This window comes from Rhodococcus sp. NPDC057014, assembly GCF_042673295.1.
Lineage (GTDB): Bacteria > Actinomycetota > Actinomycetes > Mycobacteriales > Mycobacteriaceae > Rhodococcus_F.
In genome coordinates this window covers 1-24470 of sequence record NZ_JBHUSF010000117.1, presented here as the reverse complement: position 1 = coordinate 24470, position 24470 = coordinate 1, and the positions used below count along the sequence as shown (strand labels likewise).

At 68.0% G+C, this 24470-nt stretch carries 19 protein-coding genes and 1 pseudogene; 10 read left to right on the top strand and 10 right to left on the bottom strand.

What is annotated here, in order from left to right; all coding sequences use genetic code 11:
• Positions 1–69 precede the first annotated feature (69 nt).
• The 4 genes from ACFTZB_RS22425 to ACFTZB_RS22410 all read right to left on the bottom strand — a co-directional run bounded on the left by ACFTZB_RS22425 (position 70) and on the right by ACFTZB_RS22410 (position 4691).
• The gene (locus ACFTZB_RS22425; protein ID WP_378434118.1) at positions 70–1599 is read right to left on the bottom strand and encodes an aldehyde dehydrogenase (NADP(+)); all 1530 of its coding nucleotides are present in this window, start codon (positions 1597–1599) and stop codon (positions 70–72) included.
• 76 nt (positions 1600–1675) lie between these two features.
• Positions 1676–2779 carry a mandelate racemase/muconate lactonizing enzyme family protein gene (locus ACFTZB_RS22420; RefSeq protein ID WP_378434117.1) on the bottom strand — a complete coding sequence of 368 codons (1104 nt, stop codon included), beginning with the start codon at positions 2777–2779 and terminating at the stop codon, positions 1676–1678.
• A gap of 46 nt (positions 2780–2825) precedes the next feature.
• On the bottom strand, positions 2826–3326 hold the full coding sequence (locus tag ACFTZB_RS22415) for a flavin reductase family protein (protein WP_378434116.1): 501 nt from the start codon (positions 3324–3326) through the stop codon (positions 2826–2828).
• A gap of 12 nt (positions 3327–3338) precedes the next feature.
• A complete protein-coding gene (locus tag ACFTZB_RS22410; RefSeq protein ID WP_378434115.1) occupies positions 3339–4691 on the bottom strand; it encodes a flavin monoamine oxidase family protein in 1353 nt (450 codons plus the stop codon).
• Positions 4692–5103: 412 nt separating this feature from the next.
• Between ACFTZB_RS22410 and ACFTZB_RS22405 the strand changes: the two genes are divergently transcribed.
• The 4 genes from ACFTZB_RS22405 (at position 5104) to ACFTZB_RS22390 (ending at position 9775) form a co-directional block, all read left to right on the top strand.
• Positions 5104–6441: an MFS transporter gene (locus ACFTZB_RS22405; protein WP_378434114.1), complete on the top strand. Its 1338-nt coding sequence runs from the start codon at positions 5104–5106 to the stop codon at positions 6439–6441.
• A 121-nt stretch (positions 6442–6562) separates the two neighbouring features.
• Positions 6563–7813 (top strand): GTP cyclohydrolase II, encoded by a 1251-nt coding sequence (gene ribA / locus ACFTZB_RS22400; protein ID WP_378434113.1) that lies wholly within the window; start codon positions 6563–6565, stop codon positions 7811–7813.
• Between the two features lie 20 nt (positions 7814–7833).
• Positions 7834–8556: an SDR family NAD(P)-dependent oxidoreductase gene (locus tag ACFTZB_RS22395; protein WP_378434112.1), complete on the top strand. Its 723-nt coding sequence runs from the start codon at positions 7834–7836 to the stop codon at positions 8554–8556.
• Between the two features lie 43 nt (positions 8557–8599).
• The gene (locus ACFTZB_RS22390) at positions 8600–9775 is read left to right on the top strand and encodes an NADP-dependent malic enzyme (protein WP_378434111.1); all 1176 of its coding nucleotides are present in this window, start codon (positions 8600–8602) and stop codon (positions 9773–9775) included.
• A 73-nt stretch (positions 9776–9848) separates the two neighbouring features.
• On the opposite strand, the pseudogene ACFTZB_RS22385 reads toward ACFTZB_RS22390, so the two are convergent.
• The 3 genes and pseudogenes from ACFTZB_RS22385 to ACFTZB_RS22375 form a co-directional block, all read right to left on the bottom strand.
• A pseudogene (locus tag ACFTZB_RS22385) lies at positions 9849–10034 on the bottom strand (WhiB family transcriptional regulator); the annotation flags it as partial.
• 256 nt (positions 10035–10290) lie between these two features.
• Complete coding sequence (locus ACFTZB_RS22380; RefSeq protein WP_378434110.1) at positions 10291–11085, bottom strand: 2-keto-4-pentenoate hydratase; 795 nt, start codon at positions 11083–11085, stop codon at positions 10291–10293.
• 25 nt (positions 11086–11110) lie between these two features.
• Entirely contained in the window at positions 11111–12496 is a 1386-nt protein-coding gene (locus ACFTZB_RS22375) for an LLM class flavin-dependent oxidoreductase (RefSeq protein ID WP_378434109.1), read from the bottom strand.
• Between the two features lie 198 nt (positions 12497–12694).
• Here ACFTZB_RS22375 and ACFTZB_RS22370 point away from each other — a divergent pair, with 198 nt between their 5' ends.
• From ACFTZB_RS22370 to ACFTZB_RS22360, 3 genes are all read left to right on the top strand, one after another.
• Positions 12695–13660, top strand: a complete 966-nt coding sequence (locus tag ACFTZB_RS22370; protein WP_378434108.1) for a quinone oxidoreductase family protein — start codon at positions 12695–12697, stop codon at positions 13658–13660.
• Positions 13661–13724: 64 nt separating this feature from the next.
• Positions 13725–15215 carry a PucR family transcriptional regulator gene (locus ACFTZB_RS22365; RefSeq protein ID WP_378434107.1) on the top strand — a complete coding sequence of 497 codons (1491 nt, stop codon included), beginning with the start codon at positions 13725–13727 and terminating at the stop codon, positions 15213–15215.
• 15 nt (positions 15216–15230) lie between these two features.
• On the top strand, positions 15231–16721 hold the full coding sequence (locus ACFTZB_RS22360) for a PucR family transcriptional regulator (RefSeq protein WP_378434106.1): 1491 nt from the start codon (positions 15231–15233) through the stop codon (positions 16719–16721).
• 6 nt (positions 16722–16727) lie between these two features.
• Here ACFTZB_RS22360 and ACFTZB_RS22355 read toward each other — a convergent pair whose 3' ends face one another.
• The 3 genes from ACFTZB_RS22355 to ACFTZB_RS22345 all read right to left on the bottom strand — a co-directional run bounded on the left by ACFTZB_RS22355 (position 16728) and on the right by ACFTZB_RS22345 (position 20014).
• Complete coding sequence (locus ACFTZB_RS22355; RefSeq protein ID WP_378434105.1) at positions 16728–18698, bottom strand: FAD-dependent oxidoreductase; 1971 nt, start codon at positions 18696–18698, stop codon at positions 16728–16730.
• 37 nt (positions 18699–18735) lie between these two features.
• On the bottom strand, positions 18736–19164 hold the full coding sequence (locus ACFTZB_RS22350; protein WP_378434104.1) for a RidA family protein: 429 nt from the start codon (positions 19162–19164) through the stop codon (positions 18736–18738).
• 154 nt (positions 19165–19318) lie between these two features.
• Positions 19319–20014, bottom strand: coding sequence for a FadR/GntR family transcriptional regulator (locus tag ACFTZB_RS22345; protein ID WP_072936901.1), 696 nt, complete (start codon positions 20012–20014; stop codon positions 19319–19321).
• A 196-nt stretch (positions 20015–20210) separates the two neighbouring features.
• On the opposite strand from ACFTZB_RS22345, the gene ACFTZB_RS22340 reads away from it, so the two are divergent.
• The 3 genes from ACFTZB_RS22340 (at position 20211) to ACFTZB_RS22330 (ending at position 24433) form a co-directional block, all read left to right on the top strand.
• Entirely contained in the window at positions 20211–21575 is a 1365-nt protein-coding gene (locus ACFTZB_RS22340; protein WP_378434103.1) for an SLC13 family permease, read from the top strand.
• Between the two features lie 153 nt (positions 21576–21728).
• Positions 21729–22925, top strand: a complete 1197-nt coding sequence (locus tag ACFTZB_RS22335) for a CaiB/BaiF CoA-transferase family protein (RefSeq protein ID WP_124394767.1) — start codon at positions 21729–21731, stop codon at positions 22923–22925.
• On the top strand, positions 22925–24433 hold the full coding sequence (locus ACFTZB_RS22330) for a carboxyl transferase domain-containing protein (protein ID WP_378434119.1): 1509 nt from the start codon (positions 22925–22927) through the stop codon (positions 24431–24433). Before ACFTZB_RS22335 ends, ACFTZB_RS22330 begins: the two co-directional genes overlap by 1 nt.
• Positions 24434–24470: the final 37 nt, after the last annotated feature.

Genomic DNA, 24470 nt, shown 5'->3' with positions numbered 1-24470 from the left:
TTCATATAGTGAACGCCGGGGCGGTAGAGTGCGGGAACTGTCGAGCGCACACCGCGCGCTCCTCGATTGTCAGGACTGGGCGCGGCCCCAGGTGGACGATTCGCCGGCGGAGTTGACCGTGCGGGGAATCGCGAGGGGGTTGCGTTCCTGGATCGGTGCGGGCAGGAGCGCCTCGGGAGCGTCCTGGTAGGTGACGGGGCGCAGGAATCGGCGGATCGCGGTGGTGCCCACCGAGGTGTGCGAGACCGCGGTGGTGGCGGGGTAGGGGCCGCCGTGGTGCTGGGCGGGGGTGACGGCGACGCCGGTCGGCCAGCCGTTGAACACCAGTCGGCCGGCGCGGGTGGCGGCGATCCGGGTGAGGCTGCGGAGCTGCTCGCGTTCGTCGGCGGTGGGTTCTGTGCGGGTGTGGACGGTGACGGTGAGGGTGCCGTCGACGCCGTTCAGGACGCGGTTCACCTCGTCGTCGGTGCCGTATTCGGCGATGATCGCGGCGGGGCCGAAGCTCTCCTCGAGCAGGGTGTCGGCGTGGGCGACCAGCTGTTCGGCGGTGGTGTGCAGCAGTGTCGGGGTGACCTCGGGGACTCCGCTCTCGCCGGTCGATGCGGTGCCCTTGACGAGGACCTCGACGCCGGGTGCGGCGGCGGCCTCCTCGATCCGGTGGTGGTAGCCCTCGGCGATCTTCGCGGTGAGCATCCGTGCCGCGGGCACCTGCTGGGCGAGGGTGGTGATCTGCTCGGTGATCGGCGATCCGGTGGGTACCAGCAGGATGCCGGGCTTGGTGCAGAACTGTCCCGCCCCGAGGGTGAACGAGCCGACGAATCCGGATGCGATCGCGTCGGCGCGCTCGGCGAGGGCACCGGCGGTGACGACGGCCGGGTTGACGCTGCCGAGTTCACCGAAGAAGGGGATCGGGTTGGGGCGGGCGGCGGCGATGTCGAACAGGGCGCGGCCACCGGCGACGGACCCGGTGAAGGCGGCTGCGGCGATCCGCGGGTCCTCGAGGGCGCGGGTGCCGGCCCGGAAACCGCTGATCAGGGCGAACGTGCCGGCGGGGGCGCCGGCCGCGGACAGTGCCCCGGTGACGACGTCGGCGGTGGCGGCGGAGGTGCGGGGGTGGCCGGGATGGGCCTTGAGCACCACCGGGCAGCCGGCGGCCAGCGCGGAGGCGGTGTCGGTGCCGGCGACGGAGAACGCGAAGGGGAAGTTGCTGGCGGCGAAGACCAGGACCGGGCCCACGGGGATCTGGTACCGGCGCAGGTCCGGGCGGGCGCCGAGGACGAAGTCGGGATCTGCGCGGTCGATGATCACGTCGAGGAAGGTGCCGTCGATCAGTTCCTCGGCGAACATCCGCAACTGCACGCAGGTCCGGTTCAGTTCCCCGGACAGGCGGGGCTGGGGAAGCCCGGTTTCGGTGATGGCCTCGGCGACCAGCCCGTCGGCGTGCGCCTCGAGGGCCTCGGCGATCGCGACGAGTACAGCGGCGCGGTCGTGGGGGGTGCGGTCTTCCCAGAGCGGTGCGGCGGCGGCCGCGGCGTCGAGGAGACGGTCGAGTTGGGCGTCGGTGGTGTCCGGTTCGATCGAATGCGTGACGTCGGTCATGAAGTGCGGGATCCTTTCGGAGAGGCTCGCGCCGGGTGCGGCGCAGCCGGGGTGTGTGGGTAGGGCTGGCGGTTGTCTATTCGAAGGATGCGACCGGCTCGCCGAAGACGCCCTCGTCGGGGACGACGCCGAGACCGGGGCCGGTCGGTACCCGGATACGCCCCCCTTCGATCCGGACCGGGTTGTCCGAGTCGTAGTGAATGTCCATGTAGGGCTCGGCAATCCAGACGCCCTCGAGCAGGCGCGGCTGAACCGTCGAGCCGATGTGGGCGCACGCGGCCGCGATGATGTCGCCTCCCCAGGAGTCGTCGCACGTGTGGGGCATGGAACGCGCCTCGCAGAGATCCCTCACCGTCGCGAGGGTACCGAGACCGCCCAGTCGCGTGACCTTCAGTCCGAATCCGTCGCACACGCCGAGTGAGATCGCTCGGAGCACGTCGCCGAGATCCTCGGTGTTCTCGTCGAGGTAGACCGCGTGGTGCAGTTGGCCGCGAATCGCGGCGATCTCCTCCATCGTGTTGCAGGGCTGCTCGAAGACGAAGGGAATGTCGGCGCACTCCCGGCCGATTCGCAGGACGTCGCGTGCATACAGTCCGCGGTTGGCATCGAGGGACAGGCGGGTGCATCCGGTTGCTTCCCAGACCTTGCGAACGGTCTCGATGTCGATCTCGACCGGCCGTCCGCCCACCTTGATCTGCAGCCGCGGATACCCCTCGGCGATCTTCTCCACGGCGGTCCGGGCGACATCGTCCGGATCACCAATGGACAGTGCGTAATAGGAGTCCACCCGATCGGTGATCGCGCCACCCAGCATGTCGCACACGCGAATTCCGTGGGTCTTGCCGATCAGGTCGTGAATCGCGATGTCGATTGCGGCTTTGGCGTAGTTGTGCCCGTTGAGGAGCCGGTCCAGTGCGCGGCGCACGGCCAGCGGACCTGTCACCTCCATGCCGATCAGGCCCGCCGACATCTGATTCAGTGCCGCCCGCGCGCCCAGGGCGTGCTCCGGCGCATACGTCGGGCCGACCGGGCACGTCTCACCCCACCCGGAGACACCCGCATCGGACACGACCTGCACGATCGTCGAGTCCAGGGCGGTGTACGAGCCCTCGGACATCCGGTAGGCCTTGCCGCTGAACGGCAGATCCATCTGATACACGTGAATCTCGGCGATGCGCAACGCTTTACCTCTTTCGTGGGCTCGGTCAGGCGTATCCAGTGGTGGGTCAGGCGGCGGTGAGTTGCCGGATTCCGCCGAGTCGGCCTTGGTGGAAGACGAGGGGTTCGCCGTGTCCGGTGTCCATGTGCAGGACGCGGGCGATGACGATGGTGTGGTCGCCGCCGTCGAGTTCGTGGGTGATGTGGCAGTCGATGTAGGCGTGGGCTCCGGTGATGCGGGGTGATCCGGTCTGGGAGGGGGTCCAGTCGATGTCGGCGAATTTGTCGGGTTGTTTGCTGGAGAGGGCGCGGCAGATCGGTTCCTGGCCGGCGGCGAGGATGCTGGCGCAGAGTTGTCCGGCGGCGCGGACCTTGGGCCAGCTGGTGGAGGTGTGGGCGACGCTGAAGCTGACCAGGGGTGGGTCGAGGGACAGTGATTGGAAGGTGCCGACGACGAGGCCGCAGGGGTGGTCGGTGTCGGGGGTGAGGCCGGAGAGGGCGACGACGCCGGTGGGCAGGTGTCCCATGACGGTGCGGTAGTGGGCCTGGTCGATGGTGGACGTAAGCATGGTGGCTCCTTGTCAGATCGTGGTGCCGGACCCGGCAGCGGTGTAAGAGTGGTCGGGGTGCAATTCGGTGGCGATGTCGCGTGCGGCGCGCAGTGCGCTCTCGATGGCGCCGTCGATGAATCCGGCCCACAGATTCGCGATGTCGCCACTCGCGAAGTGCAGAACGCCTTCGGTGGCCTGCTGCGCGCCCAGGTAACGAGTGACCTGGTTCGGGCGGTGCATCATCCAGGTCTCCTGCGAGTACTGGTCGCTCATCCAGTCGTGTCCGGTCACCTCGAGCACATCGAGATCGTCCCGCCAGACGGTCAACGCCCGCTGAACGGCATCGCGGTCGTTGGGGTCGAGCCGCGTCGAGTCGGCCCCGAAAGCGACCAGAACTGCATCGTCTTCGCCGAGGTATTCGGTGCGCACGACGGACAGCGGGTGGGCGGCGGAAGAGTACGCGAAGAACGGGGCGATCGGGCCACGCACCCGGATCCAGCACTTGACGCCCTGGGAGGCGGCCTTCTCCTTGCTTGCGGCGAGCTTGCCGTCGTTGAGCGGTGGCGTGATGGGGAGGTCGCCGAGAATGTTCTGGGGCACGGTGAGTACCACCCGGCGCGCCGTGATCACCTGGCCGTCGCTCAGGTGCACGTGAGCGCGTTCGGTGTCGTGTTCGATGCGGGAAACCTCCGCGCACGTGCGCAGCTCCGCGGTGGTGTCGGCGGCGATCGCCGCCACCAGGGACTGGGTGCCGTCGGCGAGGCGGAAGACCGCGGACGCCTCGTGCATCAGATGCCACGAGCCCGCGGTGGCGGCGGTCCACCGCAACGCGGTGGTGAAGGCCCCCTCTGTGAGTGGGCCGTTGAAGTGTCCGACCCAGGCCGCCTCGTTCGCCTGGTATTCGTCCTCGCTCAGCTGCAGCCGGTCGAGCATGTCCTGCACGCTGTACCGGTCGACGTTCGCGAGCTCGGGGGATGCGGGCGGCAGATCCGGCCGGGGGACGATGTTCATGGTGTCGGCGAGCAGCCGGCGCATTCCGGGATCGATCAATTCCATGAACTGCTCGAGTGTGCCGGTGCGGACCCGGTCGCCGGCGAGCCAGTACGCCTGTTCCGCGCGCGGGCCACGGGTCACCGAGAGTCCGTATCTGGTGATCTCGGCCCACACGTGCGGCTGCACCCAATGCATCCAGGTGCCGCCGATCTCGAGGTCCCTGCCGAGGCGGTGATCGGTCCACACCCGTCCGCCGAGCCGGTCGCGTGCCTCGAGCACCACCACGCTCAGTCCGGTACGGGACAGCTCCCGGGCGGTGATCAACCCGGCGATGCCGCCGCCGACAACGACGACATCGGCTTCCTGATGCTGGTGGGCGCTGTCCGCCATGGTGTCTCCTCACCGCCGTGCACTGTTCATATTTTGAACGTATTGTTCAAAATCAATGATCATGATCCTGAGCCGTAGATCACAATCTGTCAAGAGCGACGGGCCTGGATGTCGATCCCGCGACCGCGCGGGCCAGGAGCAGGTCTTGACGTGCCGTGAGTCCCATGTCACACTTTTGACCACATCGTTCAGTTTCTGAACACGCAGCGCCGCTGAGCTGCAGCGATCGAGCCCATCCCAACGACCCGCAGTCGCCAGAGATCCCTCGGATTCCGCGGCCGTGCACCACTTCACGAAGGTTGTGACATCACGTGCGAACATCTGCTTCCCGCCTCTCCGCCCCTGCGCACGGTGACTGCCCACCGTCGTCGGGCGTGATCGCCACGTCGACACGCACGAGCGAGGAGGGCCGATGACCATCACGAACAACGAACCCGTGGACATCGACCAGCAGTCGGTCGACAAGAAACGCTTCCTGGTCAAGCTGACCGGTGTGATCGCCGGCGGCATGTTCATCGACGGCTACATCCTCGGCATCATCGGCACCGTCATCGGTGCCATCACCCTCGATCTCGGCATGTCGCTGTTCTGGGAGGGGCTCATCGGCGCCTCCGCGTTGATCGGCATCTTCATCGGCGGCCCCCTCGGCGGCTGGCTCGCCGACAAACTCGGCCGTAAGCCGCTGTTCACGATCGACCTGCTGATCTTCACCGTCGGTTCGGTCCTGCAATTCTTCGTCGACTCGGCCTGGCACCTCTTCCTCGTCCGGCTGCTGATGGGCATCGCGATCGGCGCCGACTACTCCGTCGGCTGGCCGCTGCTCGCCGAGTTCTCCCCCAGGCGGTTGCGCGGCAGGCTGATGGCCTTCTCCGAGGTCGCCTGGTACCTCGGATTCATGACGGCCTTCGTCGCGGGCTTCCTGATGACCGCCGTGTGGTCCCTGGACTGGCGCATCGTGCTCGGCTCGAGCACCCTGCCCGCCGTCATCCTGCTCCTGGCCCGGCTGGGTATGCCCGAATCCCCGCGCTGGCTGATGAACAAGGGGCGCACCGAAGAGGCAACCGAGATCGCCCACACCTATCTCGAAGACCCCGCCGACGTCCTCGACACCACCAGCGAACCGACCCGTAAGGGCACGTTCGGGATGCTGTTCTCGCCGTCCTACCGGCGGGCGACGATCTTCATCTCCGTCTTCTGGTTCTGTGTGGTGGCACCGTATTTCGCGATCGCCACGTTCGCGGCCAGCGTGCTCGCCGACTACGGTCTCGGCGACGGACTCGTCGGCGCGCTGGGAGTCAACGGCCTCGCACTGGCCGGTGTCGTCATCTCGGTGATCCTCATCGAACGGATCGGCCGGCGAAAGCTGACCATCCCACAGCAGTGGGTGTGCGCCGCGGTCCTGGCCGCGATCGGGCTCTGGACCTCTGCACCGCCTGTGCTGGTGCTCCTCGGATTCCTGGTCTTCGCGTTCGCCAACGCCATGTGCACCGCGCTGACCGGTGTCTACCCGGGTGAGATCTTCCCGACCGAGATCCGCGGCCTGGGAACCGGTTTCGCGACCGCGTTCAGCCGCGTCGGAGCCGGTCTGGGCACGTTCCTTCTGCCGTGGTCGATGCACAACCTCGGCGCGGGCACCACGATGCTCATCGCGGCCGGCATCTGCGTCGTCGGCGCGTCGGTCTCCCAGGTCCTCGCCCCGGAAACGATGGGCCGCAGTCTCAGCGAAACGTCCGCCCCACACCAACCGTAACCACCCCGATCCCGAGCGCGGAGTCGCCGGACCGACAACGACGTCAGCCCCGCGACTCCGCCTCGACCCCCAGAACGTCCCACCACACTCCGTGTGTTCGCCAAGGAAGGAGCCAGCGATCATGTCGACCATCTCGGACGCGGTCACCGCACTGGCAAACAAGGGAATGATCCTCGTCGTCGACGACGAAGACCGCGAGAACGAGGGCGACCTGATCATGGCCGCCGAATACGCGAGCACCGATGCGGTCGCGTTCTTCCTCGAACACACATCCGGCTTTCTCTGCGTCGCCATCGACGAGGCCCGCGCCGACACACTCGGCCTCGACCTGATGGTCCCCGACAACACCGAAGCCCACAACACCGCCTTCCTGATCAGCGTCGACTACCGGCACGGCACCACCACGGGAATCAGTGCGGGCGATCGTGGCGCCACCATCCGGGCCTTGGCCGACCCGGCCCTGCAGCCCGCCGACCTCGCCCGGCCCGGCCACGTCATGCCGCTGCTCGCCAAGCCCGGCGGCGTCCTCGAGCGCCCGGGGCACACCGAAGCCGGAGTCGATTTGTGCCGCATGGCCGGGCTCAGCGGCGCCGCCCTGCTCTGCGAGATCGTCACCCCCGACCGGCGGGAGATGATGCGACGCGACGACCTCGAACAACTCGCCGCACAGCACTCGATCCCGATGATCTCCATCGCCGAACTGCGCGCGTGGCGCTCACGCACGGATGGAACGGTGACCCCGCTCCGCCAGAAGGCCGCGCGCCCCGGGAACATCGTTGTCCGGTCCGGTCGCAGCACCCTGCCCACCGACGTCGGCACGTTCGACGCGCTGGCCTATCAGGCACCCGGCGCCGGCGTCGAGCACCTGGCCCTGGTGATGGGCGACGTGGCCACCACCGACGCGCCGCTGGTCCGGATGCACAGCGAGTGCATCACCGGTGACCTCGCCGGCTCCCTGCGCTGCGATTGCGGACCCCAATTCCGATCCGCCATGAGCGCCATCGCCGAGGCCGGCGCCGGCATCCTGATCTATCTCCGCGGACACGAGGGCCGCGGAATCGGCCTGGGGCACAAATTGCGCGCCTACGAACTCCAGCAACACGAGGGCCTCGACACCATCGACGCCAACGTCAGCCTCGGCCTGCCCGTCGACAGCCGCGACTACCGCGTCGCCTGCGAAATCCTCGACGACCTCGGAGTCGGCCGAGTGCGGCTGATGACGAACAACCCCGACAAGGTCCGGGCCCTGATCGACCACGGCATCACCGTCGCCGAACAGATCCCACACGAGTCCTCACCGACCGCCTACAACCGGTCCTATCTGACCACCAAACGCGACCGCATGGGTCACACGCTGCAGCGGCTCGGTTGAGTCCCCGCGTCACCCCGCCCATGCGACACGGCAGGCCGGCCTTGGTCACCGGTGTCGAACACCCGGAGGGTGCTCACGCTGCCCGCACTCTCGCCGAGCATGGATTCGATGTCGTCGCACACAGTTTCACTCCGGAGGCGGCCGAACGGATCGCCCGGGACATCACGAGCGGCGGTGGCCGCGCAACCGCCGTCGTCGCCGATCTCACCATCGACCGGGAGGTCGACCGGCTCTTCACCACCGTCGAAGACATCCACGGCCACGTCGACACGGTCGTACACGCCGCCTGGATTCCCGGACCCGAATCCACCGGCACGTCACTCGAGACGATCCATCCCCACGACTGGCACCGATTCGTCCACGCTCACCTCGGCATGGTCTTCGCGACCGTGCGGCGGGCGATGCAGTCGATGAACACAAGCGGCCGGGCGGGATCCATCGTCACCGTCGTCGGCCTGGGCCGATCAGCCACTGAAACAGGCGATTCCACGCTGGCCCGGCAGGTGATCGACGGCGCGATCGAGGCCTTCGCCGTCGCGGCGGCGCGCGACCTCGGCGCCTGCAGCGTCCAGGTCACCAGCATCCGCTTGGTCGACGAACTTCCGACACCCGAACACCCGGACGAGCGCCGCGCACCGGATTTCGACACCGCCCTCGTCCGACTCGCCGACCCCGTCCACCACGGCGGCTGGTCCGGCAGGGTTCTCACCGCGCACGCGGCCCTGCCGGCTGCCGTGCACTGACAACCCATCCCCGTTTCCGTCCAACACCTTTGGAGTTGAAGCCGTGACTGTCGTGTCCGAATCCACTACACCGCAGAAGATCGAACTGTCCGACGAGGAGATCTTCGCCGGCCACGTCGGGGGAAAGCTGTCCGTGGAGTTGACGACCTCGCTGGACACTCAGCGGGATCTGTCGATCGCCTACACCCCGGGGGTGGCGCAGGTCTCCCGCGCCATCGCTGCCGGCGAGACCCTCGCCGACCGGTACACCTGGGCCAGCCGGCTGGTGGTCGTCGTCAGTGATGGTTCCGCGGTGCTCGGCCTCGGGGACATCGGGCCCCGTGCCTCTCTTCCGGTGATGGAGGGCAAGTCGGCGCTGTTCAAGAATTTCGCCGGGTTGAACTCGATCCCGCTGGTCCTGGACACGAAGGACCCGGACGAGATCGTCGAGACCCTGATCCGGCTGCGCCCGAGCTTCGGTGCGGTGAATTTGGAGGACATCTCCGCGCCCCGCTGCTTCGAGATCGAACGGCGCGTCATCGAGGCGCTGGACTGCCCGGTGATGCACGACGACCAGCACGGCACCGCGATCGTGGTCCTCGCCGCGCTGAAGGGTGCGGTGAAGGTCCAGGGCCGGGAGTTGTCCGGGTTGCGGGTGGTGATCTCCGGTGCGGGCGCCGCGGGTGTGGCGTGCGCGAACATTCTGCTTGCCGCGGGGATCGCGGACGTGACGGTGCTGGATTCGAAGGGCATCGTCTCGGCCGACCGCGGTGACCTGAACGAGGTCAAGACGGATCTGGCCGCGCGCACGAACCCGGCCGGCCGCCGCGGTGGTATCGCCCGGGCCCTGGACGGGGCGGATGTGTTCCTCGGGGTGTCCGCTGGGACCGTGCCGGAGGAGTTGATCGCGACGATGGCGGAGGGTTCGATCGTGTTCGCGTTGTCGAACCCGGACCCGGAGATCCATCCCGACATTGCCCGCAGGCATGCGGCGATCGTCGCGACCGGGCGGTCGGATTTCCCGAATCAGATCAACAATGTGCTGGCCTTTCCCGGTGTGTTCCGGGGTGCGCTCGATGCCGGTGCCCGGCGGATCACCGAGGGTATGAAGCTCGCCGCCGCCGAGGCGATTCTCTCGGTTGTCGGTGACGAGGTGGCTGTGGACAGGATCGTTCCCAGCCCGCTCGATCCTCGCGTCGCACCGGCTGTCGCGGAGGCAGTCGCCGCCGCTGCGCGATAGGCGCTTCGCGCCCGTGCGTGGTTAAGGAGTCTCTGCACTCGTCAACCACGCACGGGCGGCGGAGCCGCCCCTGTTCCGCGGCGGTGAGGGCGTGAGTTCGGCATTCGCGGAGCACTGGGCAGTCCTGGCAGATCTGTTTCGCGCGGCGTTCGCGCCGTGTGCGGACGGTTCGCTGCTCGCGATCGTCGGGCGAGAAGAACATGGCGGTGTCGGTTCCGCGGCACGATCCCTCATGTCGCCAGTCCCAGCCGGACGGACGGTCGGATGGATGCTCGGTGATGGTCATTCGGTTTCCCGGGGTCGACGTTTCGGTACTCCTACGACAAACGCACCGCCGTAACCGGGACAAAGCGTGGCCGGTACGGCGGTGCGTCGTGCACGTGGAGGGCGGGTGCCTGACGCCGACACATCAGGTCAGGCACCCGCGCAGTTCGTTCAGTCAAGAAGGCGCTCCTGATTCCTGAACGAACGGATTGCCGCAGGGAATATGTTCCCCGCGAAGATCTTTCGTGGTGTCAGTTGGTCGCGGTGGACACGTCGAACTCGATGGTGCCGAAGCCTTCGAATTCGCCGACCCAGCGGCCGGCCTGGTTCATGGGCACTGCCTGCAGGCAGCTGCCGGGGAGGATGACCTGGCCGGCCTGAAACTCGACGTCGTAGGCGGCGAGGCGGTTGACCAGCCAGGCGACCGCGGCGAGGGGGTTGCCGAGGATGTTGCGGGTGTTGCCGGTGATGACCTCGCGCCCGTTGAAGTGCAGGGAGCCGTTCATGTCGCGCAGGGTGAGGTCGGTGATGCGGCGGGGGGTGCCGCCGAGGATGACCGCGCCGGTGGATCCGTTGTCGGCGAGGGTGTCCGGGAGGTCGATGGCCCAGTTCTGGACGCGGGAGTCGATGATCTCGATGGCGGGCACGGCGTAGTCGATGGCGTTGATGACGTCGGCGACCGTGATGTTGGGCCCGCGCAGACTGCTCTTCAGCACGAAGGCGGGTTCGAGTTCGACGAACGGTTCGATGTACTTTTCCCGTTCGAGGGTGGTGCCTTCGTAGGCGAAGATGCTGGCGAGCAGGAATCCGTAGTCGGGCTGGCCGAGGCCGAAGGCTTCCTGCATGACCTTCGCGATGTTGCCGAGCTTGTATCCGACGAGGCGGTCACCGTCTGCGACGGCGTGTTCGACGTTGATGCGCTGGACGGCGAAGGCGGAGTCGGCGTCGAGGGCGGGCCAGGTCTTGGTCGGTGCGGTGATCGGTGCCCCGTTCACGCGTGCCGTCCGCAGCGTGGTCGCGACGTCGTGGAGTTCGGTGGTCTGCATGGGTGTCCTTGTCGGGTCGGTGGGGTCAGACGGCGTCGACGGTGCGGTTGCCGAAGCGGAGGCCGGGGTGATCGTCGCGGAGCCGGACGGCGCCGGGGCCGTAGAGCTTCTCGCGCAGGGTGGAGCCTTCGTAGTCGCTCCACATGGTGCCGCGGCGCTGCAGTTCGGGGACGACGAGTTCGATGAAGTCGGCGATGTCCTGGTACTTGATGGCGTTGGCGAGGTTGTAGCCGGCGATACCGGTCTCGTTCATCCACCGGGTCAGCTCGTCGGCCACGGTGGTGGGGGAGCCGACGATGGTGGGGCCGGTGCCGCCGATGCCGACGAATTCGGCGATGTCGCGCGGGGTCCACTCCTTGTCGGGGTCCATCTTCGAGAACAGGTCGACCATGGTCTGTCCGGCGTTGGTCTTGACGTGCTTGAGGGGCACGTCGGGGTCGAACTGCGACATGTCCAGTCCGGTCCAGCCGCTGTAGCGGGCCATCGCCCCGGTGTAGCTCACGAGCTTGCGGTAGCTCTCGTACTTCGCGTGGGCTTCTTCGTCGGTCGGTGCGCAGACGACGTTGAGCATCTGCAGCACGTGCACGTTGGCCGGGTCGCGGCCGGCCTCGGCGGCGAGGGCGCGCAGGCTGTCGACCTGCTTCTTCAGCGCCGGGATGGACACGGCGTTGACGAACACCGCCTCGGCGCTGGCGGCGGCGAGGGCGCGGCCCTTGGACGAGCCGCCGGCCTGGAAGATCACCGGGGTGCGCTGCGGGGACGGCTCGCACAGCGCGAAGCCGGGCACGGAGAAGTACTTACCCTTGTGCTCGATGTTGTGCACGCGGCTGGGATCGATGTACATGCCGCGCTCGGCGTCCCGGACTACCGCGTCGTCGTCCCAGGATCCCTCCCACAGCTTGTAGCAGACCTCGAGGTACTCGGCGGCCATGTCGTACCGCTCGTCGTGCGGAACCTGCTGTCCGGTACCGAGATTGCGGGCTGCGCTGTCGGAGTAGGAGGTCACCAGGTTCCAGCCGACCCGGCCGTCGGTGAGGTGGTCGAGGGTGCTGAACTTGCGGGCCAGCGCGTACGGGTGCTCGTAGGAGGTCGACCCCGTCAGCCCGAATCCGAGGTTCTTCGTCACCGCCGCCATCGCGGAGACGGCCATGAACGGATCCTGCGCGGGGATCTGCGCGGCGTCGGCGAGGGCCGCGTCGGCGTTGCCCTCGTAGATGTCGTGGTAGCCGACGTTGTCGGCGAAGAAGATGCCGTCGAACCGGGCCGCCTCCAGCAGTTTGGCGTACTCGGTCCAGTAGGCGAGGTTCTTGTAGTTCGTGCCCTGATCCTTCGGGTGCCGCCACAGACCGGCCGACAGGTGCGCCGGGCCCTGGTAGTCGAAGGCAAAGATCCGCATGCGCTGAGACGCCATTGTCTATCTCCGTTCACTTTTTGAACGCGTAGTTCATGTGTTGAACAACACTGTAAGAGGTGGAATGTGTGGGCGTCAATAGCGCATTTCGCAAGAATTACCCCGGAACTTGTCGATGCTCGCATCCCCGTCACTTCGCGACGCCTCACTTTATGGTCGGCATGTTCAAATAGTGGATGGGCGTGTAGAACATAGGACATGCGTGCCATTCAGGTCTCTCGTCTCGGTGGTCCCGACGTTCTCGAACTCACCGAGGTCCCCGATCCTCAGCCCGGTCCGGACGATCTGCTCGTGCGGACCGACGCGATCGGCGTCAACTTCATCGACACCTATTTCCGGACCGGGGTGTACCCGCATCCGCTGCCGTACGTTCCCGGCGACGAGGGCTCGGGTGTCGTCGAGGCGGTCGGTGCCGGGGTGTGCGGCTTCGCGCCCGGTGACCGCGTCGCGTGGTGTGGGGCAACCGGCAACTACGCAGAACACGTGGTGGTGCCCGCCGCAGTCGCGATCGCGGTACCGGACGGCGTACCCGCCCCGCAGGCGGCTTCTGCACTGGCGCAGGGGATGACGGCCCACTACCTGGCGTACTCGACCTATCCGGTGCAGTCCGGCGACACCGTGCTCGTCCACGCCGGGGCGGGCGGCGTCGGATTGCTGCTGACCCAAATGGCCACGAAGTTGGGTGCGCGGGTGATCACCACCGTCTCATCGGATGTGAAGGAGAAGCTGTCGCGCGAGGCCGGCGCCGCCGAGGTGCTCCGGTACGAGGACGACATCGCCGCCCGCGTCCGCGAACTCACCGACGGGGAAGGTGTGGCCGTCGCCTACGACGGGGTCGGCGCGGCCACGTTCGAGGCGAGCCTCGCGTCCGTCCGGGTCCGTGGCACCCTTGCCCTCTTCGGCGCCTCGAGCGGCCTGGTACCGCCGTTCGACCCGCAACGGCTCAATCCCGCAGGGTCCTTGGTCCTCACCCGTCCCACGCTCGCGCACTACATCCGCACCCGTGAGGAACTCACCTGGCGGGCAGGCGAGGTTTTCGCGGCCGTCGCGGACGGTTCGTTGCATGTTCGCGTCGGCGCGCACTACCCGCTCGAACACGCCGCCGACGCGCATCGGGACCTCGAGGCCCGGAAGACCACCGGTGCCGTCGTTCTCGTCCCCTGACCGGGAGCCATACGGACGTACAATTCTGCTGGCGATGTTCATACCCGAATCGACGGAGTGATTCGTGTCGAACCTGACAGTCGGCGACTTGGTGGCCATGCGGCAACTCGCGTGCAGCGTGGTGGCCGGCGCTGCCGGTACCGGCCGGATCGTGGTGTGGGCGCAGGTGTGCGAACTGCCCGACCCGTGGAATTGGCTCGGTAAGGACGACCTGTTGATGACCACCGGTATGAGCCTCCCGGCAGCGGCGGACGCACAGCGAGAGTTCGTGCGACGTCTCAGCGAGGCGGGTCTGGCCGGCATCGCGATCGGCGACGACCTGCTCGCGCCCCCGCTGACGCAGGACATGCTGGCCGAAGCCGAGGAGCAGTGCTTCCCGGTCGTCTCGGTCGGTCATGCGACACCTTTTGTCGCGATCGGCCGGACCGTCGCCATCGCGGCCCAGAGCGTCCAGGTCAGTCGAATCGCCCGCTTGAGCCGGCTCTACGACGCCACGCAGGCGGCACCGGAGGACGAGACGTCGCTGCTCGATCGAGTGTCGGCGGAGCTCGGACACCGACTCCACGTCGTGGACGTCGAACTCGGCAGCGAGGTGCTGCGCGACGCCCGTCCGCTCGGCGACGATCTCGTCGACGAACTCCGCCGCAGCGTCGGCGGCCGGCTCGACCGTCTTCCGTCGAGGGTGTCGATCGACGCCGGCGCCGGGACGACGGCGACAGCGTTCCCCCTCGCCACCCACCGCAGGTGCATGCTCGTCGCGGCCGGGCACGCCGACATCGAGGTCGACGCGTTCGTGTTGTTGCATGCGCAGAGCCTGGTGGGCGTGGAAGTGGAGCGGGTGACCCGGGAACGTGAACGCACCGATGTGGTGCGGGCGGAGCTGCTCGAGCAGATGATCACCGGATCGATCAGCGCGGAAGCTGCCACACCCCGCCTCGGACAACTGGAGTTGGCCGATGCCCACTGGTGCGTCATCGGATTCGACGCATCTCACCTCCAGACGGCCCGCACGCTCGTCGGGGACCGCGGAGTCCCGTACCTGTCGTGCCCGGTAGGGGACGAGGGGTACCTGATGGTTCCGAGCACCGACGCCGACCTGACGGCGGACCTCCTCGACCGCCACATCGATGCGATGGGCATGTCGGCCCGTAACGCGACGACTCTGCGGGTCCCGGACAGCGTTCGTCAAGCCCGGTGGGCTCTCCAGGCCGCGCGGGCGGCGGGCGGCGGGCTTGCCGAGTATTCGACCGCGGCCCCCCTGTTCCTTCCCCGAACCTTGACCGAAGCACATTTCGCGACGCGGGCCGTGCTGGGGAAGGTCATCGACTACGACGCGGCCAATCACAGTGATCTCGTCGAGACACTCGACGTATTCCTGTCCATGGATCGGAACTGGTCGGCAACCGCGGAAAAGCTTGTCGTTCACCGCCAGACGCTCGGATACCGACTACGCAAGATCGAGGGCCTCACCGGCCGAAGCATGAAGAGCTCCGCGGACATCGCCGACTTCTGGATGGCGCTGATCACCCGCCGGATCAGTAGCGTCCGGGACTGAGACGAGAGGAAGACGATGTCGAGACTCACCGTCGGCGACCTCATCGCCATGGATCAGCTCGGGTGCGCTGCCGTCGCCGGTGTGACGGGCCTCGATCGCCGGATCGTGTGGGCGCACACCTCGGAACTCGACCCCTGGGACTGGCTGGGAGCAGACGAACTGCTGATGACCGCCGGATTGTGCGTGCCGCCGGACGAGCCGGCGCAGTGCACGTTCGTCGAGCGCCTCCACGACAAGGGTCTGGCGGGCGTCATCATCAGTGACGATGCGACCGCGCCACCGCTCACGCCCGCGATGCTCGCTGTTGCCGACCGACTGGGTTTCCCCATGCTTCGGTGCAGCCACACCACCCCGTTCGCGGCCATCGGACGGACGGTGGCCCTGGCCAGTCAGAGTGTTCAGGTCAGCAGGGTCGCACGACTGAGCCGTCTCTACGAACACGCACGCTCGACCTCACTGGCGGAGACGAGTCTCCTGGTCCGGCTGTCCCGCGAGCTTCGCTACACGCTGCACGTCGTCGACGTCGAGTACGGCACCGAAGTTCTCCCCACCGGCAATGCACTGTCCGACAAGACCATCCGTGTGTTGGCTGCGCGGGTCTCCGGGACCCTCGATCGTCTTCCCGCCCACCTCACGCTGACCGACGGTGCCGACTACGTGATGACCGCCCATGCCCTTCCCACTCACCGGAAATGCATGCTGGTGATGGAGGGAAGCCCGGCCACGGACGTCGATGCCTTCGCCCTGCTGCATGTGCGAACCCTGATCGGCGTCGAAGTCGAAAAGGTCACCAGGGAGCGGGAGCACGCCGACCAGGCCGGTGAGGGTCTGCTGCGGAGAATTCTCGCCGGAACCGACGCCGCCGAGGCGGTGACACCGCTGCTCGAACAGTTCGACCTCGCCGAACCCGAGTGGACGGTGCTGAGCTTCGGAACCGACTTCCTACCGGCTGCGCGGACGATAACCGGCGACCGGGGTGTTCCCAACGTGACCGGCATACTCGACGAACACGCGTACATGCTGATTCCCACCGGCCGGAGTCCGGAGACCATCGACGTGCTGAGCGGCAGAACCCGGGCGATGGGGGTGTCACCCTCGGCGACCACGATCGGGCAGATCTCCGACAGCGCTCGTCAGGCGGGGTGGGCGCTGGACACCGCCCGATCGACCGGCGTACCCGTCGCCCGATACTCCACCGACGCACCACTGTTCGTGCCGCGCACCCTGTCCGACGCCCGGCACGCCACCGACGCGATCCTCGGAGATCTCCTCCTGTACGACCGGGGACACGAGTCGCACCTCGTCGAGACGCTCGAAACCTTCCTCACGCACGACCGAAGCTGGACGGAGACTGCCGAGCAGCTCGGGATTCACCGGCAGTCTCTTGCCTTCCGTCTCGGGAAGATCGAGTCCGTGACGGGACGCAATCTCAAGGCGTCCTCGGACATCGCGATGCTGTGGCTGGCGCTCCGCGCGCGCGCCCACGCGAGTGCGCTGACCGACTGAACAGGGTCAGACGGCGGCGGCCGCGCGTAATCCGTCGAGGACGGCCTCTTCGACGGTGCGTGGGGCGAGGCAGTCGCCGACTCCGGTGAACGGGATGCCGGTGGATTCGACGTCGGCGAGCAGGGCGTCGTTCTGCTGGTGGCCGAGGGCGAGCACGAGTCCGTCGACGCCGTCGAGGATGATCGGTTCGCCGGTCAGGGTGTTGACCAGGTACACGGTGTCGTCGTCCGCCCCGAACAGGCGGGCGTGGGGGACGATGCGCACCTTCGCTTCGGTGGCCGCGCGCAGCATCGACACCCGGGTGAACTGCTGCAGGTTCTCGCCGGCCGCGTAGCCGTTGACGCACAGGGTCACCTTGCGCCCGTCGCGGGCAAGCATTTCCGCGACCCCGAGCCCGGTCCAGTCGCCGCGCCAGTCGGCCACGACGATCTCCCCCTTGGGGGTGTTGCCGCCGTTCGCGCCGATCACGTCCCACGCCTCGAGGACCGGCATATCGCCGTCCAGTTCGAGGTGCGGCCGGTACGGGGTGGCGCCGGTCGCGATGATGACGTGGTCGGGTCGTTCCGCGGTGATCATCGCCGCATCGACCTCGACGCGGGTCTTCACGATCACCCCGTAGCGGTCGAGTTCGGACTGCAGATTGGTGGCGGCGCCGCCGAACTCGGACCGGCCGGGCAGCCGCTCGGCGAGCAGCACCTGTCCGCCGACTCGGCCACTGGCCTCGTAGAGGGTGACCCGGTGCCCGCGCTGGGCGGCGACCACGGCGGCCTTCATTCCGGCGGGTCCGCCGCCGACGACCATGACGTCCGTCGGTTTCGGGGTGAGCACCAGCGTGCCGAACTCGCGTTCGCGTCCGGTCTCCGGGCGCTGGATGCAGGAGATCGGGTACCCGGATTGGAAGTGGCCGATGCACGCCTGGTTGCAGCCGATGCAGGCCCGGATGTCGTCCGGCCGCTCGGCGAGGGCCTTGGCCGGCATGTCCGGGTCGCAGATCAGGGCGCGGGTCATGGCGCAGGCGTCGGCCTGACCCTTGGCGACGACGATCTCGGCTTCCTGCGGTTGGTTGATCCGCCCGGCGACGAGCACCGGAACCGACACCGCCGCCTTGATCTTCGCCGCGGCAGGTGCGGTGTAGGCGGCCTCCTCGCTCATCGGCGGAACGATGTGCATGGACCCGGACCGGCTGGCGGACGTGCCCTCGGTGACGTTCAGGAAGTCCAGCAGCCCGTCCGCGTCGAGCCGGCGGCAGACCTCGACGATGTCGGTGGGTTCGTCCTCCACGGAGGAGTGCTCGATCCCGGACACGCGGACGCCGACGGCGAATCCCGATCCGACGGCCTCGCGGACGGCGGCGATGATCTCGCGCAGGAACCGCATCCGATTGTCGAGGTCGCCACCGTACCGGTCGGTGCGCAGATTCAGGTCGGGGTTGAGGAACTGGGCGGGCAGGTAGCCGTGGCTGGCCACGACTTCGACACCGTCGAGTCCGGCCTGCTGGAGCCGGCGCGCCCCGGCCGCGTATCCGGCGACGACCTCGGCGATCATCGCCTGGGACATCGGCCGGGGCATGACCCGGAATCGTTCGTTCGGCACGGCCGACGGGGCGTACGCGACCGGAAGCGCACCGTCCTGGGATTCCATGATCTCCCGGCCCGGGTGGAACACCTGACCGAACAGCGCGCACCCGTGCTCGTGGACGGCGTCGGCGACGCGCCGGTAGCCGGCGATGCAGCTGTCGTCGGTGGCCATGAGCACGTGGTAGGTGTACCGCGCGGTCTCGTGGATCCCGGCGACCTGCATGACGATCAGTCCGGCACCGCCGGCCGCCCGGGCGCGGTGGTATTCGACGAGCTGGTCGGTGACCGCGCCGTCGTGCACCATCACGGTGTCGTGCCCGGAGGAGAAGATCCGGTTCTTGAGGGTGACGTCGCCGACCTGCAGCGGGGAGAACAGCGTCGGAAAGAGGGTCTCAGACATGGAAATCCCAGTTCTGTACTGGTGGTGGAAGGGGTGGTCAGCCGGCGTCGGTGTCGGCGAGGACGCGCTGGGCACCGGCCACGGCGACGGCGTCCGCTTCGAAGAGCATGCCCTCGACGAGGAACGAGTTCTGCACCGCGGTCACCGCCGGGTACGGGGCGGAGAAGAACTCGGCGCGAACCTTCTTGAACGTGTCGAAGTCGTCGCGGTCGCCCAGGTAGGCGGTCAGCTTGACCACCGACGACATCGAGGCGCCGTGCTGGGTCAGGATCTTGTCGATGTTGCGGAACACCTGGCGGGCCTGCGCCTCGAAGCCGCCGTCGACGAGGTTGCCGGCGTCGTCGTAGCCGGCCTGACCGGACGTGAACACCAGGTCCCCGGCCTTGGCGCCCTGGCTGTACTGCGCGGACTGCGCCCAGGTGAAGGGGGCGGGGCGGGTTTCGACGATGTTCTCGGTGGTCGTCATGGTGATCCTCTCGGTAGACGTCCCGGGAGTACGGGATCGCGGTGGCTGACGAGAGGGAACGCTATGGCACGACTCACCAGGGCGTAACCGTACTGTTGGACAAACCCGGATCACCGCTTTAGTCAGGCGTACGGTGTCCGCGTCCTGTGGTGCCCTACCCGCCCTCGCGCAGCAGCGCGACGTCGGACACCATCCGAATGTGATCGGCCATGGCACGGGAGGCGCCCGCGGAGTCCCGGTCACGGATCGCCGTCGCAATGCGACGGTGCCCTTCGAGCGAGGCTCGCGGTCGTTCGGCCTGGGAGAGGGATTCGATCCGGGTCTCCCGGATCAGCCCGGAGATCTCGTGCATCAGCTTGGCCAGCAGTGACGAGTGCGCCGCGACGGTGATGGCCTCGTGGAACTGCTCGTCGCCGACGACGCCGCGATCGCCCGCGGCGATCTCCGACTCCATCGTCGCGAGGGCGGAATCGATCGCCGCCATCTCCGCGTCGGTCCGGCGCTCGGCGGCGAGCCCGGCAAGTTTGACCTCGAGTGCCTCGCGGGCCTCGATCACCTCGGGCAGGCGGTCGGCGTGTTCCCGCAGGGCCTTGACCGCGCGTTCCTCGATGGGTTGTCGGACGAGGACGGCGCCGTCGCCGTGCCGCACCGACACCACGCCCTGCACCTCGAGGGCGACGAGGGCCTGGCTCAGCGACGCGCGGGACACTCCCAGCTGAGCTGCGAGTTCGCGCTCGGCGGGGAGGCGGTCGCCCGGCGTCATCTCGTGTTCGGCGATGTGGGCGCAGAGTTGTTCGACGATCACCTCGTACAGTCGCGGTCGCGCTACCGGACGCAGTTGCTCAGCCACTGGGCCACCCACTCTCCATTCCACTGAAACTACTCCACGGTATCTCGCCGAGTCGGGTAACCGCACCCACAGTTCCTGTTGACAGTGACCCACGACACTGCTTCGATGAAGTGGCTAGGCCAATCTGCCACTGAGTCAATTTGCTCGCCGGCGGCGGTCGAGACCAGTTGCCACTGCCACAGAACCGGAGACTTTCATGTCGACCGAGTTGATCCCCATCCTCGCGCTTGCCGTCATGTTCCTGGCGGCGACCGTGCTGCCCGTGAACATGGGCGCCCTCGGCTTCGTTGCCGCCTTCTTCGTCGGCACCCTGTCGCTGCACATGAGCAGCGACGACATCATCGCCGGATTCCCCAGCAGCCTGTTCCTCACGCTGGTCGGCATCACCTACCTCTTCGCGATCGCCCAGAACAACGGCACCGTCGACCTGATGGTCCGCGGGGCGGTTCGACTGGTCCGCGGTCGTGTCGCCCTGATCCCCTGGGTGATGTTCGGGATCACGGCGGTCCTCACCGCGATCGGTGCGCTCGGCCCCGCCGCCGTGGCGATCGTCGCGCCGATCGCTCTCGGCTTCGCCGCGCGGTACAAGATCAACGCCCTCCTGATGGGCATGATGGTCGTGCACGGGGCCCAGGCCGGCGGATTCTCGCCGATCAGCATCTACGGCGTCACGGTCAACGACATCGCGTCCAAGGCGGGACTGACCAACAGCCCGCTCACCCTCTTCCTCGGAAGCCTCCTGTTCAACGCCGCGATCGGAGTACTGCTGTTCGTGTTCCTCGGCGGGCGGGACCTGATCGGGCGCAGCGTGCACGACGACGGTGTCGAGGACGCGGCGGGAACCGGCACCGGCGGCTCGGGCGGGGGAGCGTCGACGACCGGCGGCGACGCGGGGTCGGGCGGGGCCACCGCCACCAAGGTGCGTCCGGTGCAGACCCTCGCGGGCTCACCCGCGCGCTCCGGTGTCACGTTCGATCAGGCCCTCACTCTGGTGGGTCTCGCCGCGCTCGCCGTGTTCTCGCTGATCCTCGATCTGGACGTGGGATTCATCTCGATGACGGTGGCCGTCGTCCTGGCGCTCGCCTCACCGAAGGCGCAGAAGGGTGCGATCGCGCAGATCAGCTGGTCGACGGTACTGCTCATCGGCGGCGTCCTCACGTTCGTGGGCGTCCTGCAGGAGGCGGGCACGGTCGAGTACGTCGGCAACGCGGTCGCGAGCCTGGGCATGCCGCTCCTCGTCGCCCTGCTCCTCTGCTACATCGGGGCCATCGTCTCGGCGTTCGCCTCGTCCACGGCGATCCTGGGCGCGACGATTCCGCTGGCGGTTCCGTTCCTTCTCGCCGGTGAGGTGGGTGCGGTGGGTGTCATCGTCGCGCTCGCCATCTCCTCGACCATCGTCGACGTCAGCCCGTTCTCGACCAACGGCGCGCTGGTCCTCGCGAACGCGCAGAACGTCGATCGTGACCGGTTCTACAAGCAGATCCTGAAGTACAGCGCGCTCGTCGTCGCCATCGGGCCGCTCGCGGCCTGGGCGATTCTCGTGGTGCCCGGCTGGCTCTGACCGCCGACGGGTAGGCGTCCGGCCCGCCACCTCGAAAACTCGGCTCTTGACATCCGTCGGATCAGATGTTTCATTTAATTGGCTAGTCCACTAGGTCACTGCACCAACAGTCCAGCTATCGCGGCTCTCGCCAGGAAGTAACGGTGGTTTCACATGTCCACGAAAACGATGGAGCGCACGGGTCCGCTGCAAGGAGTGGTCGTCGTCGATCTGACGCGCGCACTGGCGGGTCCCCACGCGGCGATGATGCTCGGCGACCTCGGCGCGGACGTCATCAAGGTCGAAACCCCGCACGGCGGCGACGACACCCGCGGGTGGGGGCCGCCGTTCGTCGAACCCGCCGACGCAGAGCGGGAATCGACGTACTTCCTGTCCACGAACCGGAACAAGAAGTCGATCACCCTGGACCTCAAGGCCGAAGACGGACGAGACACCCTCGAGTCCCTCGTCCGGCGGGCCGACGTCCTCATGGAGAACTTCCGCACCGGGGTCCTCGACCGGCTCGGGTTCACCACCGAGCGTCTCGCGGAACTGAACCCCCGCCTGGTCGTGTTGTCCATCAGCGGTTTCGGTCACGACGGACCCGAAGGCGGACGCGCGGGCTACGACCAGATCGCCCAGGGCGAGGCCGGGCTGATGTCGCTGACCGGCCCCAACCCCGACGACGTCCAGCGCGTCGGCGTCCCCATCGCGGATCTGCTCGCCGGCATGTACGGGGCGTTCGGGGTCGTCGCCGCGTTGCAGGAACGCGAACGCACCGGACGGGGCCGCGTCGTGCGAACGTCGTTGCTGGCCAGCGTCGTCGGCGTGCACGCCTTCCAGGGGACGAAGTGGACCGTCGCCGGCGAGGTCGGCGAGGCGCAGGGCAACCACCATCCCTCGATCTCGCCGTACGGGCTGTTCCGCACCGCCGACGGCGCCGTGCAGATCTCGGTCGGCAGCGAAGGGCTGTGGAAGCGGTTCTGCGCGGGCTTCCACCTCGACCCCGACGCCCCCGGCATGGCCACCAATCCCGAACGCGTCGAGAACCACAAGCAGGTCCTCGAACTGGTCGAGGACGCGTTCGGCGCGTACACGAGCGACGAACTCCTGATCGAACTCGACCGGATCGGGGTGCCTGCGGGACGCGTCCGGACCATCTCCGAGGTCTACGAATGGGAGCAGACCAAGTCGCAGGGGCTGCTCGTCGACGTCGACCACCGCACCCTCGGCAACATCACGCTGCCCGGCCCGCCCCTGCGGTTCTTCGAACCGGACGGCACCGAGGTCACCGAAACCCGGCACACCGCACCGCCCGTCCTCGGCGCGGACAACGACACCGTGATGTCGTGGCTGAAGGAATGCAGCTGATGGCGCGCCTGACCGCTCCCGAACTGCTCGATCTGGTGGTCGACGCCGGCACCTGGGAGTCGTGGGACACCCCGCCGATCCAGGTCGCGGCGGACTCCGAGTACGCGGACGAGCTTCTCCGCGCGCAGGAGAAGACCGGCCTCGACGAGGCGGTGCTCACCGGCGTCGCCACCATCCGCGGCCGCCGAACCGCAATCCTCGTCTGTGAGTTCGGTTTTCTCGGCGGCTCCATCGGAGTGGCGGCGGGGGAGCGACTGGTCGCCGGGATCCGGCGTGCCACCCGCGAAGGCCTTCCGCTGCTCGCCCTGCCCACCTCGGGCGGGACGCGCATGCAGGAGGGGACGACCGCGTTCCTGCAGATGGTCAAGATCACGGCCGCGGTGATCAAGCACAAGGAGGCGCACCTGCCGTACCTCGTCTACCTCCGGAGCCCCACGACCGGCGGGGTGTTCGCGTCCTGGGGATCGCTGGGCCACGTCACCATCGCGGAGCCGGGAGCGCTCGTCGGTTTCCTCGGGCCGCGCGTGTACGAGGCGCTGTACGACGCGCCGTTCCCCACCGGTGTCCAGACCGCCGAGAACCTGCACGCGCACGGACTCATCGACGCGGTGCGGCCGCCGGAACAGCTCGCCGAGATCGTCGACCGCGCGCTGCGCATCATCACGTCCAGCCGTGGTGGCCGGCCGGCTCCCGCCGACCCCGCCGTGCACGAGAGGCTGCCGGACGTGCCCGCGTGGGACTCGGTGCTCGCGTCGCGACGCGAAGACCGGCCCGGCGTGCGCGACGTGATGTTCCATTCCGCCTCGGATGTGCTCCCGCTCAACGGAACCGGTCAGGGGGAGATCGATCCGGGCCTGATCCTGGCGCTCGTCCGGTTCGGTGACATGCCCTGCGTCCTGCTCGGGCAGGACCGTCGCGGACAGACGACGCGGTCGCCGCTCGGCCCGGCCGCCCTGAGGGAAGCGCGCAGGGGAATGCGGCTGGCAGCGGAACTGAACCTGCCACTGGTGACGGTCATCGACACCGCGGGAGCCGCGTTGTCGAAGGAGGCCGAGGAAGGCGGGCTCGCCGGCGAGATCGCGCGCTGCATCGCCGACATGGTCTCACTCGACGTTCCCACGATCTCCCTGCTGCTCGGGCAGGGCACCGGCGGCGGCGCGCTCGCGTTGATTCCGGCCGATCGGGTGCTCGCGGCCCAGCACGGCTGGCTGTCGCCGCTGCCGCCCGAGGGTGCGAGCGCGATCCTGCACCACGACATCGCGCACGCGCCGGACATGGCCGCCCGCCAGGGCATCCGGTCGTCCGATCTGCTCCTGAGCGGCATCGTGGACGAGGTGATCCCGGAATTCCCCGACGCAGCCGAGGAATCCACGGCATTCTGCACCCGGGTCGGTGCGGTGCTCCACCGTGAGCTGGCGCTCCTCGACGCGGCGGACACCACCGAGCGACTCTCCGAACGTGCGGCGCGATTCGACCGGATCGGTCTGTTGCAGCCCGCACCCGCATGACCGCCGTGCCGGGGATCCCGATCGGATCCCCGGCACC